Source organism: Promicromonospora thailandica (genome assembly GCF_024171955.1).
Lineage (GTDB): Bacteria > Actinomycetota > Actinomycetes > Actinomycetales > Cellulomonadaceae > Promicromonospora > Promicromonospora thailandica.
The window spans coordinates 12132-25214 of record NZ_JAMTCS010000013.1 but is presented as its reverse complement, the minus strand read 5'-3'; the positions used below and the strand labels follow the sequence as shown (position 1 = coordinate 25214).

At 73.1% G+C, this 13083-nt stretch carries 15 protein-coding genes; 5 read left to right on the top strand and 10 right to left on the bottom strand.

Annotated features, from left to right (window positions below):
* Window positions 1-25 precede the first annotated feature (25 nt).
* Entirely contained in the window at window positions 26-475 is a 450-nt protein-coding gene (locus tag APR03_RS19675) for an SRPBCC family protein (protein ID WP_253838480.1), read from the top strand.
* 3 nt (window positions 476-478) lie between these two features.
* Here the strand turns inward: APR03_RS19675 and APR03_RS19670 are convergent, their stop codons facing one another.
* Complete coding sequence (locus tag APR03_RS19670) at window positions 479-1054, bottom strand: dihydrofolate reductase family protein (protein WP_253838478.1); 576 nt, start codon at window positions 1052-1054, stop codon at window positions 479-481.
* 159 nt (window positions 1055-1213) lie between these two features.
* On the opposite strand from APR03_RS19670, the gene APR03_RS19665 reads away from it, so the two are divergent.
* Window positions 1214-1900: an alpha/beta fold hydrolase gene (locus tag APR03_RS19665; RefSeq protein ID WP_253838474.1), complete on the top strand. Its 687-nt coding sequence runs from the start codon at window positions 1214-1216 to the stop codon at window positions 1898-1900.
* Here APR03_RS19665 and APR03_RS19660 read toward each other — a convergent pair.
* Complete coding sequence (locus tag APR03_RS19660; protein WP_253838472.1) at window positions 1890-2483, bottom strand: hypothetical protein; 594 nt, start codon at window positions 2481-2483, stop codon at window positions 1890-1892. The genes APR03_RS19665 and APR03_RS19660 overlap by 11 nt on opposite strands.
* 158 nt (window positions 2484-2641) lie before the next feature.
* Between APR03_RS19660 and APR03_RS19655 the strand changes: the two genes are divergently transcribed.
* Window positions 2642-2851, top strand: coding sequence for an EF-hand domain-containing protein (locus APR03_RS19655; protein WP_253838471.1), 210 nt, complete (start codon window positions 2642-2644; stop codon window positions 2849-2851).
* Window positions 2852-2855: 4 nt separating this feature from the next.
* On the opposite strand, the gene APR03_RS19650 is transcribed toward APR03_RS19655, so the two are convergent.
* Together APR03_RS19650 and APR03_RS19645 are read right to left on the bottom strand one after the other, a co-directional pair.
* Complete coding sequence (locus tag APR03_RS19650; RefSeq protein ID WP_253838469.1) at window positions 2856-3689, bottom strand: class II fructose-bisphosphate aldolase; 834 nt, start codon at window positions 3687-3689, stop codon at window positions 2856-2858.
* The gene (locus APR03_RS19645; RefSeq protein ID WP_253838467.1) at window positions 3686-5002 is read right to left on the bottom strand and encodes an alpha-glucosidase/alpha-galactosidase; all 1317 of its coding nucleotides are present in this window, start codon (window positions 5000-5002) and stop codon (window positions 3686-3688) included. Before APR03_RS19645 ends, APR03_RS19650 begins: the two co-directional genes overlap by 4 nt.
* 99 nt (window positions 5003-5101) lie before the next feature.
* On the opposite strand from APR03_RS19645, the gene APR03_RS19640 reads away from it, so the two are divergent.
* Window positions 5102-5908, top strand: a complete 807-nt coding sequence (locus tag APR03_RS19640) for a DeoR/GlpR family DNA-binding transcription regulator (protein ID WP_253838465.1) — start codon at window positions 5102-5104, stop codon at window positions 5906-5908.
* Here APR03_RS19640 and APR03_RS19635 read toward each other — a convergent pair.
* The 6 genes from APR03_RS19635 to APR03_RS19610 are packed head-to-tail and all read right to left on the bottom strand — an operon-like array spanning window position 5905 to window position 11791.
* Entirely contained in the window at window positions 5905-6813 is a 909-nt protein-coding gene (locus APR03_RS19635) for a 1-phosphofructokinase family hexose kinase (RefSeq protein ID WP_253838463.1), read from the bottom strand. The genes APR03_RS19640 and APR03_RS19635 overlap by 4 nt on opposite strands.
* The gene (locus APR03_RS19630) at window positions 6810-7769 is read right to left on the bottom strand and encodes a carbohydrate kinase family protein (RefSeq protein ID WP_253838461.1); all 960 of its coding nucleotides are present in this window, start codon (window positions 7767-7769) and stop codon (window positions 6810-6812) included. The genes APR03_RS19635 and APR03_RS19630 overlap by 4 nt, the downstream gene beginning before the upstream one ends.
* Window positions 7766-8653 (bottom strand): carbohydrate ABC transporter permease, encoded by an 888-nt coding sequence (locus APR03_RS19625; protein ID WP_253838459.1) that lies wholly within the window; start codon window positions 8651-8653, stop codon window positions 7766-7768. Before APR03_RS19625 ends, APR03_RS19630 begins: the two co-directional genes overlap by 4 nt.
* Window positions 8650-9537, bottom strand: coding sequence for a carbohydrate ABC transporter permease (locus APR03_RS19620; RefSeq protein WP_253838457.1), 888 nt, complete (start codon window positions 9535-9537; stop codon window positions 8650-8652). Before APR03_RS19620 ends, APR03_RS19625 begins: the two co-directional genes overlap by 4 nt.
* On the bottom strand, window positions 9534-10853 hold the full coding sequence (locus APR03_RS19615; protein ID WP_253838450.1) for an ABC transporter substrate-binding protein: 1320 nt from the start codon (window positions 10851-10853) through the stop codon (window positions 9534-9536). The genes APR03_RS19620 and APR03_RS19615 overlap by 4 nt, the downstream gene beginning before the upstream one ends.
* A gap of 50 nt (window positions 10854-10903) precedes the next feature.
* Window positions 10904-11791 (bottom strand): SIS domain-containing protein, encoded by an 888-nt coding sequence (locus tag APR03_RS19610; protein WP_253838449.1) that lies wholly within the window; start codon window positions 11789-11791, stop codon window positions 10904-10906.
* Between the two features lie 194 nt (window positions 11792-11985).
* On the opposite strand from APR03_RS19610, the gene APR03_RS19605 reads away from it, so the two are divergent.
* Window positions 11986-13077: an amidohydrolase family protein gene (locus tag APR03_RS19605; protein WP_253838444.1), complete on the top strand. Its 1092-nt coding sequence runs from the start codon at window positions 11986-11988 to the stop codon at window positions 13075-13077.
* Window positions 13078-13083: the final 6 nt, after the last annotated feature.

The window sequence follows — 13083 nt, the reverse complement described above, 5'->3', positions numbered from 1 at the left end:
AGACTCCCGACGAGAGGAGAGGCTCATGACGAGCATCACGAAGTCGATCGACGTGGCCGTCCCCGTGCGTACCGCCTACAACCAGTGGACGCAGTTCGAGGAGTTTCCCCGCTTCATGGAGGGTGTCGAGGAGATCCGCCAGCTCGACCCCACGCATACCCACTGGAAGACGAAGATCGGCGGGGTCGAGCGCGAGTTCGACGCCGAGATCACCGAGCAGCACCCGGACGAGCGGGTCGCGTGGACGAGCCGCACCGGCCCGCAGCAGGCGGGCGTCGTGACGTTCCACCGCCTGCAGGACGACGCGACCCGCGTCACCGTCCAGCTCGACTGGGAGCCGGAGGGCGCCGCCGAGAAGATCGGGAGCGCGCTCAACGTCGACGACCGGCGCGTCCAGGGCGACCTGGACCGGTTCAAGGAGTTCGTCGAGAAGCGCGGTGGTGAGACCGGCGCCTGGCGCGGCGACGTGAGCTGACGCTCAGCGCACCACCTCGAAGATCTGCTTCTGCACCCCGTTGCCGTAGACGGCGTGCTCGGTCAGGGTGAGCTTCTGGGCCGGCTTGTCGGCATCGCTGAACAGGGGCTTGCCCTGACCGAGCAGCACGGGGAAGACGAGCAGGTGGTAGGCGTCGATCAGACCGGCGTCCGCGAGCGCCCGGGTCAGGGAGACGCTGCCGTGCACCTGGAGCTCGCCGTCGCCCGCCTCCTTGAGGCGGGCGACGTCGTCCAGGGAGCGCAGGATCGTGATGTCGCCCCAGTCGTCGACGAGGTCGTCGTCGGTCAGCGTCGTGGACACGACGTACTTGGGCAGCGCGTTGTAGCGCGGGAACTCGTCCGTCATGCCGGGCCAGACGGGCGCGAACATCTGGTAGCTGGCCCGTCCGAGCAGCAGGCCCGCGGCCTCCTCCTGCTCCTTCGCCTTGAGCTCGTAGGACTCCGGCGCCGGCGCCACGGTGCGGAAGGTCCAGGCCGTGTCGTGCAGCTCCGGGTCGCCGCCGGTCGGGTCGACCTTGCCGTCGATCGAGACGAAGTGCGTGGCGACGATGGTGCGCATGGGGGTTCTCCTCGGTTCGGTGCCGTGTGACGGGGTGGACGGAAGCCTGGCAGAAAACTCATCGGTCGGAACCGGACGCCGCGATACCGGACGTAGATCGTCCGGAACCGGTCCTACGGTGGTCCTGTCAGCACCTGCCATCCCTCTGGAGACACGATCATGGACATCCTGCTCATCGGCGGCCTCTGGCTCGACGCCGCGGCCTGGGACCGCGTCGTCCCCGAGCTCACGGCGCTCGGGCACCGGCCCGTACCCGTCGCGCTGCCCGGTCAGGGCGACGGTTCCGGGTCGGCCACGCTCGACGACCAGGTGGCCGCCGTGCTCGCCGCCGTCGACGCGGCCGACGGGCGCCCGCTGGTCGTGGGGCACTCGGCCGCCTGCACGCTGGCGTGGCTGGCCGCCGACGCGCGCCCCGACGCGGTCGCGGGCGTGGTCCTGGTGGGCGGCTTCCCCTGGGACGACGGCAAGACGTACGCCGACCTGTTCCCGGTCGTGGACGGCGTGATGCCGTTCCCCGGCTGGGAGCCGTTCGAGGGGCCGGACATCGCCGACCTGGACCGGGCGACCCGGGACGCGGTGGCGGCCGCCGCGGTGCCCGTGCCGGAGGGCGTGGCGCACGGCGTGGTGCACCTGACCGACGAGCGCCGGTTCGGCGTGCCGGTGACGGTCGTGTGCCCGGAGTTCACGCCCGCGCAGGCCCGGGAGTGGATCGACGCCGGCGACGTGCCGGAGCTCGCCCGCGCCGAGCGCCTCGACCTGGTCGACCTGGACTCGGGCCACTGGCCCATGTTCTCGGCGCCGGCCGCCCTGGCCCGCCTCCTCACCCAGGCCGCGCTCAGCGTCTGAGGCCGAGGGAGCGGAGCTCCAGGTCGGCGAGGGCCCGGATGGTGTCGGGGTCGCCCGTGCGCCAGGCGGTCGCCGGGTCGGGCGTGATCCGGAGCAGGTCGCGCGGCGGGCGGTTGGCCAGGGCGCGCAGGGCGAGCAGGGCCGGGTCGGCGGCGGCCAGCCGCCGGCCCGCGGACGCGCGGCGCACGAACCGCACGCGCAGCGGCACGTACAGCACGGCGACGAGCAGCACGGGCACGAGGAACACCGCGAGCCCGGCCAGCAGCGCGACGTCGGTGACCGTCTCGGCCTGGGCGCGGCCCGCCGCGGCCAGGCTCTCGGCCGCCTGGGCGGCACCCTGGAACGGGGCGGCGAGGTCGTCGCCCACCGCCGGCAGGTCGTCGATACGGCCTTCCACGTCGTGGAACCGCCCGGCCAGGTCGTCGGCCGCCGACGCCGTCTCGCGGCCGGGCGTGCCCAGCAGGTCCACGGCGGCGCGGGCCTGCTGCCCGGCCCAGGCCCAGCCCGCGACCCACGCGAGCAGCAGCAGGTCGCCGAGCACCTGGCGGGCGGCCCGGGCGGGCGCGGCGGCGTAGAGCCTCATGCGTGCGACCTCATGTCCGACCTCCGGGACGACGACGAGCGGCACGCCGCACCGTACCCGACGCGTACCCGACACACACGCGACATTCGCGGCACGCCGCCGCGGTTCTGTGGTTGCATGTGCGCGACCCGTTTCCCCACCCCGCGGAGGTAAGACCCATGACTGCCGACGACGAGCTCACCCGCACCTTCGTCGAGTTCGACGGCGACGGCGACGGCCGCATCACCGCGGAGGAGTTCCGCCAGGCCATGGCCACCCGCGGCGAGGAGACGAGCGACAAGGACCTGGAGCAGATCTTCGGCAAGGCCGACCACGACAAGGACGGCCGCATCGACCTGGCCGAGTTCACGGAGGCCTGGGACGCCTGACCCGTCAGGCCAGCGCGCCCGCCAGGTCCCTGACCGTGTCCCGGACCGCGTCACGGGCCCCCGCGAGGTACTTGCGGGGGTCCGTGACCTTGTCGTCCCCCGCGAGGTAGCTGCGCACCTGCGCCGTGTAGCCCACGTTGAGCGCCGTGCCGACGTTGATCTTGCGGATGCCCGCCGCCACGGCCGCGCGCAGCCCGTCGACCGGCACGCCGGAGGACCCGTGCAGCACCAGCGGCACCGGCAGGCGCTCGGCGAGGCGGGCGATGAGGTCGTGGTCGAGCCGGGCGGTCGCCGTCGTCATGGCGTGCGAGCTGCCCACGGCCACCGCGAGCCCGTCCACGCCCGTCCGCTCGACGAACGACGCGGCCTCGTCCGGGTCGGTGCGCACCCCCGGCGCGTGGGCGCCGTCCTTGCCGCCGATCTCGCCGAGCTCGGCCTCGACCCACAGGCCCTGCGCGTGCCCGGCGGCGGCGAGCTCCGCCGTCGTCGCGACGTTCTCCTCGTACGGCAGGTGTGCGGCGTCGACCATGAGCGACGAGATGTCCAGGCGCCCCGCCTCGGCGACCACCTGGCGGGCCAGCGCGAGGTCCTGGACATGGTCCAGGTGCACCGAGACCGGCACGTCGGCCGCCGCGGCCACCTCGCGGCAGGCCGCGACCAGCGCCGCCATCCGGCCGCCGTGGAACCGCACGGCGTTCTCGCTGACCTGGAGGATGCCGGGCACGCCGGCGGCGGACAGCCCGTCGGCGATGCCCTCGGCGTGCTCCAGGGTGATGACGTTGAAGGCGAGGACGGCGCCGGTCCCGCCGACGAGGTCCCCGGTGCGCGCGAGGGTCACAGGACGCCCGCCGGCACGGGGGCGCGCAGCGCCTCGGGCAGCAGGTCGCCGTGCGCGGCCGTGAGCTCGTCGCACAGCGCCCAGATCTGCTCGGGGGTCAGTGTGGAGGCCGTGTTGGGGTCCATGAGCGCGGCCTGGCGCACGAGCAGCGGGTCGCCCGTGCGGGCGGCCTCGACCGTGAGCCGGCCCACGGACACGTAGGCCTGGTTCACGGCCGCGCACTGGAGGGGCAGGGCGCCCATCGCGACGGGCACGAGGCCGTTCCCGTCCACGACGGCGGGCACCTCGACGACGGCGTCCTGGCCCAGGTTGTCGATGAGGCCGCGGTTGGGCACGTTGACGTGGATCTCCCGGCGCGTTCCGGTGACCAGCGAGTGGATGATCTGCGGCGCGTACTCGCTCGCGCCCTCCTCCAGCTCGAGGTCGCCGCCCGCGGCCAGGGTCTGCCGGGCGCGCTCGAGCTCGGCGAGGTTCTCGTGGCTGATGCCCACGTACTCCAGGGGCTGCAGCCGGTACCGCTCGATCTGCGCGTCCGAGCGCAGGAACCAGGACAGGTACTCCGAGGAGTGCTCGCTGGTCTCCGTCGGGTAGTAGCCGATGCGGCGGAAGATCTCGACGCGCACGCGGCGCTCGAGCTCCGGGTCGGCGGCGATGCGCTCGCGCAGCAGCGGGTACAGGTCGCGGCCCTGGTGCTCCCACTCGAGCAGCCACGCCTGGTGGTTGACGCCGGCGGCGCGGTAGCGGGTCTCCTCGACCGGCACGCCCACGAGCTCGGCCAGGTCGTGCGCGGTCCAGTACACGCTGTGGCACAGCCCGGCGACCTTGAGCTCGGGCGCCACCACGGACAGCCACCACACGTTCATGGCCATCGGGTTGGTGTAGTTGAGCAGCCACGCGTCGGGGCACAGCTCGCGCATGTCGGCGGCGAGCGCCTCCAGCACGGGGAAGGTGCGCAGCGCACGGAAGATGCCGCCCACGCCGGTCGTGTCGCCGATGGTCTGGCGCAGCCCGTACCGGGCGGGGATCTCGAGGTCGCGCTCCGTGGCGGGCACGCCGCCCACCTGGATCATGTTGATCACGAAGTCGGCGCCGTCGAGGGCCGCGCGGCGGTCGGCCGTCGCGACGACGGTCGCCCGCCCGCCGAGCTGCCGGTCCACCTGGCGGGCCGTCGCCTCGGCGACCGCCAGCCGCTCGGGGTCGATGTCGTGGAGCACGAGACGCGCGTCCACCAGCTCGGGGAAGCGCAGGATGTCGGCGACGAGCTGCCGGGTGAAGACGACGCTCCCGGCGCCGATGAACGCGATGCTGACCATGCCGACGATCATCCGTGGGCTCGCGCGAGATGTGCAAGAATGCGATCAGATTTCCCGGAAAACGATCAATCAGACTGAGCGATTCGAGAAGGGATCGGCATGGCGACCACCGTGGAGCCCGGCCCTCGCGCCATCTCGCACAAGCGCACGGAGCGCATGATGCGGGTGCTGACCTACGTCAACGCCCACGGCACCACCCGGCTCACCGACCTGGTGCGCGAGCTCGGCGTCTCGTCCGCGACGATGCGGCGCGACCTGGCCGCCATGGAGGACCAGGGCCTGCTGGTGCGCACGCACGGCGGCGTCCGCGCGCTCGACCCCACCACCGAGGTGCCCGTGCTGCTGCGGGACAACCGGTTCCGGGACGCGAAGTCGCGCATCGCGGAGCACGCGGCCTCCCTGCTGCCGCCGGGCCGCTACTCGGTCGCCATCAGCGGCGGTACGACGGCGGCCGCCGTCGCCCGCGCGCTGGCCACCCGGCCCGACCTCGCGATCGTCACCAACGCGCTGACGACGGCCACGGAGCTCGCCTCGCGCAGCAACCTCAAGGTCATCATGACCGGCGGGTTCGTGCGGTCCAGCTCGTTCGAGGCCGTCGGGGCGCTGGCCGAGAACACGTTCAACGCGATCAACGTCGGCACGGCGTTCCTCGGCACGGACGGCATCAGCGTGCGGGGCGGCGCCACGACCCACGACGAGACCGAGGCGCGCACCAACCACGCCATGCTGGCGCACGCCGAGCACGTGGTGGTCGTCGCGGACGGCTCGAAGGTGGGGCGGGTGACCCTGGCGAAGGTGGCCGACCTGGCGGAGGTCGACGTGCTCGTCACGGACTCGTCGGCCGACCCGGACGCGCTGGCCGCCATCGCGGCGGAGGGCGTGGACGTGCAGGTGGTGCCGGACTAGCCGGAGACGGTCACCTGGCCCGCGAGCCGGCGGGCCAGGTCCGCGTCCAGCACGGCGGCGCCGGGCCCCTGGGCGTTCGCCGTCCCCGCGGCCGTGGCCAGCGCGAGCGCCGCGGCGAGGTCGTCGCCGCGGTCCAGCGCGACGAGCAGGCCGCCGAGGAACGAGTCGCCGCTGCCGACGGGGAAGCCCCCGGTGTGCCCGGTCAGCGTGGCCCGCAGCACCCGGTCGCCGTCGGTGGCCCAGGACCCGTCGGCGCCGTCGGTGATCACCACCAGCCCCCCGGTGCGTTCGCGCACCGCGGCGAGCAGGTCGGGCACGGGCGCGTCGCCGCCGACGAGCTCCGCGGCCTCGGCGCGGTTGACCTTGACGAGGTCGGGCGCCGCCGCGACGGCCGCGTGCAGCGGTTCGCCGTGCGTGTCCACCGCGACGCGGACGCCCGCGCCGCGCAGCCGCCGCACGATCTCGCCCACCAGCCCCCGGGACACCGAGTCGGGCAGCCCGCCCGAGACGAGCCACCACCCCGGTCTCGTCCGCGCGAGCCGCACGGCAGCGTCCACGGCGGCGGACGCCGCGCTCACCGAGACCGGCACGGCGCGCTCGTAGATCTCGGTGAGCCGCCCGTCGGCGCGCGAGAAGACCGACACGCAGCTCCGGGTCGGCTCGCCCGGCACCACGTGCAGGTCGACGCCGTCGGCACGCGCACCGGCCGCGACGTCGTGCCCCGCACCCCCGCCCAGCACCGCGACGGCGGCCACCCGGGCCCCGAGACAGGCGGCGGCCCGGGCGGCGTTGAGCGCCTTGCCGCCCGCGACCTTGTGCACCGACAGCGGCCGCTGGATGCCGTCCAGCTCCTCGACCTCGTACGTGACGTCGAGCGAGGGGCTGAGGGCGAGGGCGGAGATCACCGTGCGAGCTCCCGGTCGAGGTCCGCGCGCGTCGCCTGCCGCCCCGTGCCGCCGGAGCCCAGGGTGGACAGCGAGCCGGCCACGGTGGCCCAGCGCACGCGCACCTGCTCGTCGTCGACCCCGCTCGCCACGGCGGCGAGGTACCCGGCGTCGAAGCTGTCGCCCGCGCCGGTCGTGTCGACGACGTCGACGGGGACACCGGGCGCGCGCACGACGACGCCGTCCGCACCGACCGACCAGCCGCCGTCCGCCCCGTCCTTGACGACCACGCGCGGGCCGCGCCGCGCGAGCCGTACCGCGAGCTCGACGTCGTCGAGGTCGGCGGGCTCGCCGAGCGCCCCCGCGATCGCCCGCAGCTCGTTGCGGTTGGGCAGGAGCAGGTCGAGCTCGCCGAGCACCTCGGCCAGGCCCGCCCACTTCTCGGCGGGGTCCCAGTTGGTGTCGAGGCTCGTGGTCCAGCCCTGCGCCCGGGCCCGGGCGAGCACGCCCGGCAGGTCGCGGGCGAGGCCGGGCTGGAGGAAGTACGAGGCGACGTGCAGCAGGCCGGGGCCGCGCCCGTCGAGCACCCGGCTGACCCGCTCCCCCGTCAGCGTCGGGATCGTGCCGGGCACGGTGAGGATCGCCCGGTCGGACGGCGTCGACAGGATGACCGACAGCCCGGTCGGCTCGTCGTCCGCCACCTCGACCTCGTCGACGTCGACCCCGGAGGCTCGCAGCGCGTCGAGCGTGAAGGTGCCGAACGTGTCGGCGCCCACGCGGGCCACGAGCGAGGTCGGCACGCCGAGGCGCGCCACGCCCGAGGCCGCGATGCTCGCGGACCCGCCGAGCACCAGGTCGCCCGAGTCGGCGAGCTGCTCGGCCTGACCGAACCGGGGCACGACGTCACCGCGCAGGACGAGGTCGACGTTGGCGTCGCCGGCGACCACGACCGGGCGTGCAGCGTGCTGGTCGGTCATCCCTTGACTCCCGTGAAGGTCATGGTGGCGATGAACTGTTTCTGGGCCACGACGAAGAACGCGATCAAGGGCAGCGTAGCCACCACGTTGCTCGCCATCAGCAGGGACCAGTCGGTGCGGCGTGCGCCCTGGAAGTTCGTGATGCCGAGCTGCAGGGTGAACGCGTCGGGGTTGTTGATCGCGATGAGCGGCCACACCAGGTCGTTCCACGAGCTGAGCAGCGTGAAGATCGCCAGGGTGGCCAGGGCCGGGCGGGCCAGCGGCAGGATGATGCGCCAGAACGTGCCGAAGCGGCTGCAGCCGTCCAGCACGGCGGCCTCCTCCAGCTCCGCCGGCAGCGACAGGAAGAACTGCCGCATCAGGAAGATCCCGAACACCGAGGCGAGCCACGGCACCATGGCCGCCGCGAGCGTGTCGATGAGGCCCACCCGCGCGAACATGACGTACGTGGGCACCATGAGCAGCTGCGTGGGGATCATGATCGTGGCGACGATCAGCAGGAACCCGACGTGCCGCCCGGGGAACTTCAGCCGCGCGAACCCGTAGCCGGCCAGCGAGCAGAGCACGAGGTGCGAGACCACCGCGACCGCCGAGACGAGCACGGTGTTCCCGGTCCACAGCAGCACGTCGGAGTCGCGGAACAGCTTGGCGTAGCCGTCGAACGTCAGCTCCGAGGGGAAGAACCGCGGCGGGAACCGGTTGATCTCCGACTCGGGCGTGAGCGACGTGAGGAACATCTGCACGAACGGCACGGCGAAGACCACCGCCACGGGCACCAGCACGAGGTGCCACCACCCGGTGCGGCGACGACGGCGCGGGCCGGGCTCCGGCTCGGGCTCCTGCGGTCCGTAGACCGGCGGGCGGGGCGAGGCGAGCAGGGTCATGCCAGACCTCCTACCGTGCTGCGGCGCGAGTAGATCGTCACGCCGATGGTGATCGCGAGGGTGACGGCGAACAGCCCGTAGGCCACGGCCGACGCGTAGCCGAACTCCAGGTCCTTGAACGCCGAGGTCCACAGGTAGTAGACGACGGTCTCGGTGGAGCCCAGCGGCCCGCCGCGCGTGGTCGTGTACACGAGGTCGAAGAGCTGGATCGCCTGGATGGTCTGCCAGATGCCGACGAACACCGTCACGGGCGCGAGCTGCGGGAACGTGACGTGCCAGAACGACTGCCACCGGTTGGCGCCGTCGACGCGCGCCGCCTCCGTCAGCTCCGCGGGGATGTCCTGCAGCGCCGCCAGGTAGATGACGGTGGTGAAGGCGGCCTGCCCCCACAGGGACATGAGCGCGATGACCACCATGGCCTGCTGCGGGTCCTCGAGCCAGCCCTGCTGGGGCAGGCCCAGCACCCGCAGCACGTTGTTGACCAGCCCGAACTGGGGGTTGAACAGGTAGGTCGTGAGGATGCCCGTCGCGGCGGCCGACACGACGAACGGCAGGAAGATCAGCGTGCGGTACACCCCGACCAGGACGATCCGCCGGTTCAGCGCGACGGCGAGCCCCAGGCCCAGCAGCACCGAGGCCGGCACGAACAACGCCGTGTACAGCAGGGTGTGCCCCACCGCCGCCGCCAGGTCCGGGTCCGCGACCATCTCCTGGTAGTTGGCCAGGCCCACCGGCTCGGGTACCGAGAACCCGTTCCAGTCCTGCAGGGAGAGCAGGAACGCCCAGACCGCGGGGAAGATCGACAGACCCAGGACGATGAGGGTCGCGGGGGCGACGAACCCCCAGCCGGTCAGCCCCTCCCGGACGCGGCGGCCCGGGCTCACTTGTCCGCCAGCGCGGCCGTCGCCTCGTCGGCGGCCCGCTCGAGGGCCTCGGCCGGCTCGCCCTGACCCTGCAGCACCTCGGAGATCGCGGTGCCGATCGCCTCCGACAGGTTCACGTACCCGGGCAAGGTGGGCCGCGGGATGGTGGCGTTCGCGCTGTTGGCGGCCATGACGTCCAGCCCGGGCATCGCCTCGACCTGCTCCTGGAACTCCGGCGAGTCGATCTCGCTCTCGCGCAGCGGCAGGTTGCCGTAGGCGACGTTCCAGCGCACGTCCTGCTCCGGGTCGGTGAGCCACTTCGTGAACTCGTACGCCCAGTACTCGCGGTTGGCGTCCTGGTGGTCGAAGAGCACCCACAGGTCGGCGCCCGAGATCGTGGTGTGGTCGCCGTCGGTCCCCGGCAGCGGCACGACGCCGTACTCCGTGCCCGCCGTCTGCAGGTCGTACAGCGACCACGGGCCCGAGGTGATCATGCCGATCTGGTCGCTCGCGAAGATCTGGCCGAACTTGGTGTCGGTCTGGTCCAGGTACACCGACTCGTCCTCGACCGCCATGTCGCGCAGCAGGGTCAGCGCCTCGACGCCGGCCTCCGAGTCGAACGTCGCCTGCGTGCCGGACTCGTCGAGGATCTCGCCGCCGTTCTGCCACAGGTGCGGCCAGAACTGCCAGGTGGTCTCCTCCGAGCCGGAGACCGAGTAGCCGTACCCGTACGTCGTCGTGGCGGGGTCGGTGAGCTCCTTGGCCGCGGCCCGGAAGTCGTCCCAGGTCCAGTCCTCGGTCGGGTACTCGACACCGGCCGCGTCGAAGACGGTCTTGTTGTAGATGAGGGAGATGTTGTCCACCACCGCGGGGAAGCCGATGGTCGCCTCGCCCGTCGGCTGCGCCGTCGCGCGGGCCGCCCCGGAGAACTCCTCCCAGCCGACGGCGGGGTCGGACACCTGGTCGGTGATGTCGAGCGTGCGCTCCGACTCGGCGAGCTCGCTCGCCCAGGAACCGAACGCGTAGGAGATGTCCGGGTAGGTGCCGCCGGCGAACGACGAGGACAGCTTCTGGAGCAGGTCCTCGGTCGACGGCGCGCCCGAGGACACCTCGATGGTGACGTTGGGGTGCTCCTGCTCGAACTCCTCGGCCAGCCCGGTGAGGATGGTCTGGGCCTGGTCGGCCTGACCGGTCCACCAGGTGAGCGTGACGTCGGCGTCCTTGTCGAGGGTCGTGGCGCCCTGCGTGCCCGACGAGCACGAGGTGAGCAGGGCCGTGGTCACGAGGAGGCTGACGGCGCCGAGGGCGCCGCTCCTGAGGGGGTGATGACGCAGCATGGGTCGTCCTCGTCTCTCTGCGTTCTTCTACGGGGGGTGGGGTGTTGGGGTCAGCCGAGCACGACCGACCGCGTGAGGTGGCGGGGGGTGTCCGCGTCCAGCCCGCGCGACCGTGCGACCTCGACGGCCAGGCGCTGTGCCTGCACGAGCTGGACCAGGGGGTCGAGGTCGTCGTGCCGGACGGTGGCGCCGGTGCGCTCGATGTCGGCGGTGAGCACCGGGTCGGCGTCGCCGAAGAGGGTCACGAGGCTCCGCTCCCCCGCGACCGCCACGGGGCCGTGGCGGTAGTCGAGGGCCGGGTAGGACTCGGACCAGGCCTGCGCGGCCTCGCGGATCTTGAGCGCGGCCTCCTGGGCCAGGCCGTAGGTCCACGTCCGGCCGAGGAACACGAAGTGCTCGAAGGCCGTCACGTCGACCGGCAGCGGGGCGTCGAGCGCGGCGCGGGCCTGCTCGGTCGCGGCGGTCAGGTCCTCGCCGAACCCGGTGCGCGCGAGCACGAGCACCGCGGTGGGGAACCGGGTCTGGACCACCGACTCCTCGTCGGCGAAGTCCAGCACGAGCACCTCGTCCGCCGCCTCGGCCACGGGCGTGCCCGCGACGCCGACGACGGCGCTCGTGCGGGTACCCTCCGGCACCTTGCCGAGCGCCTCGAGCACCTCGCTCGTGGTACCCGAGCGGCTGATCACGACCACGCGGTCGTAGCCGCGGCCCGGCGTCCACTCGGACGCGTAGGCGGCGTCGGTCTCGCCCTGCCCGGCGCGCTCGCGCAGCACGGCGAGGGACTCGGCCACGAACGCGCTGGTGCCGCAGCCGAGCACCAGGACGCGTTCTCCCGGGCGGCCAAGCACCTGCGCGCCGTCGGCGGCCGCCGCGGCGGCGCGGGCCCAGACCTCGGGCTGGCTGCGGATCTCACGCTCGGTGGTGGTGCTGATGCTCACGTGCGCTTCCTGTCGTCGTGCGGTGCGCCGGTAGGCGCCGTCGCCGCCCATGGTGCTCGACAGTTGCGCGCCAGTCACCAAGACTGGCGGATTCGATCATTCTGACTGATTGAATCGCGTAACAAGTCGGCAATCCGTGCACGCGTGCCCGATCCTCGTGGACGGCACGATCACTTTCCCTCCAGGAGGCAGTCATGACCCACGCTCCCGACCCGCTGGGCGCCGGTGGCCCGTCCGGGATCACCGTGCCGGACCTCCGGCTCGTCGACTGGAAGCCGCGGCCCCGCGTCTCGGTGCCCGTCACCCGTGTGCGCCGCGCGGCGGTACCCGCCGTGGACGTGCACAACCACCTCGGCCGCTGGCTCACGCAGGACTGGTGCACGCCCGACGTCGACGCGCTGCTGGCGATGATGGACGGCGCCGGCATCGAGACCGTCGTCAACCTCGACGGGCTGTGGGGCGAGGAGCTCGACGCCAACCTCGACCGTTACGACCGTGCGCACCCCGGCCGTTTCGTCACGTTCTGCCAGGTCGACTGGACCCTCCTGGCCCGGCCGGGCGGCGAGCGCGAGATCGCCGACCAGCTCCGCGACAGCGCCGCGCGCGGCGCCCGCGGCGTCAAGGTGTGGAAGAACGTGGGCCTCACGGTCCGGGGGCCGGACGGCGAGCTCGTGCTCCCGGACGACCCGCGGGTGGTCGGCGTGCTGGCCCTGGCGGGCGAGCTGGGGCTGCCGGCCCTCGTGCACGTCGCCGACCCCCGGGCGTTCTTCGACCCGCTGGACGAGCACAACGAGCGGTTCGACGAGCTGGCGGGCCAGCCCGACTGGTCGTTCGCCGACCGCGGTCGCTACCCGGCCTTCGACGACCTGATCGACGCGTTCGAGCGGCTGCTCGTGGCCACGCCGGGCACCCGCTACATCGGCGCGCACGTGGGCTGCGTGGCCGAGGACCTCGACCGCGTCGAGTCGCTGCTGCGCGTCGCGCCCAACCTCGTGGTCGACATCGCGGGCCGCCTCGGCGAGCTCGGCCGCCAGCCCCGGCGGTTCCGGCGGCTCGTCGAGGCCTTCCCCGACCGCGTGCTGTTCGGCACCGACGCCTACCCGCTGTCGGTCGAGCAGCTTGAGGTGCACTTCCGGTTCCTGGAGACGGACGACGAGAGCTTCGACTACGCGCCGGGCGACGAGGTGCCCCCGCAGGGCCGCTGGCAGATCGCGGGGGCGGCGCTGCCGGCGCACCTGCTGCCGGGCCTCTACGCGGACAACGCCCGGCGGGTGCTGAATATCTGAGGCCCG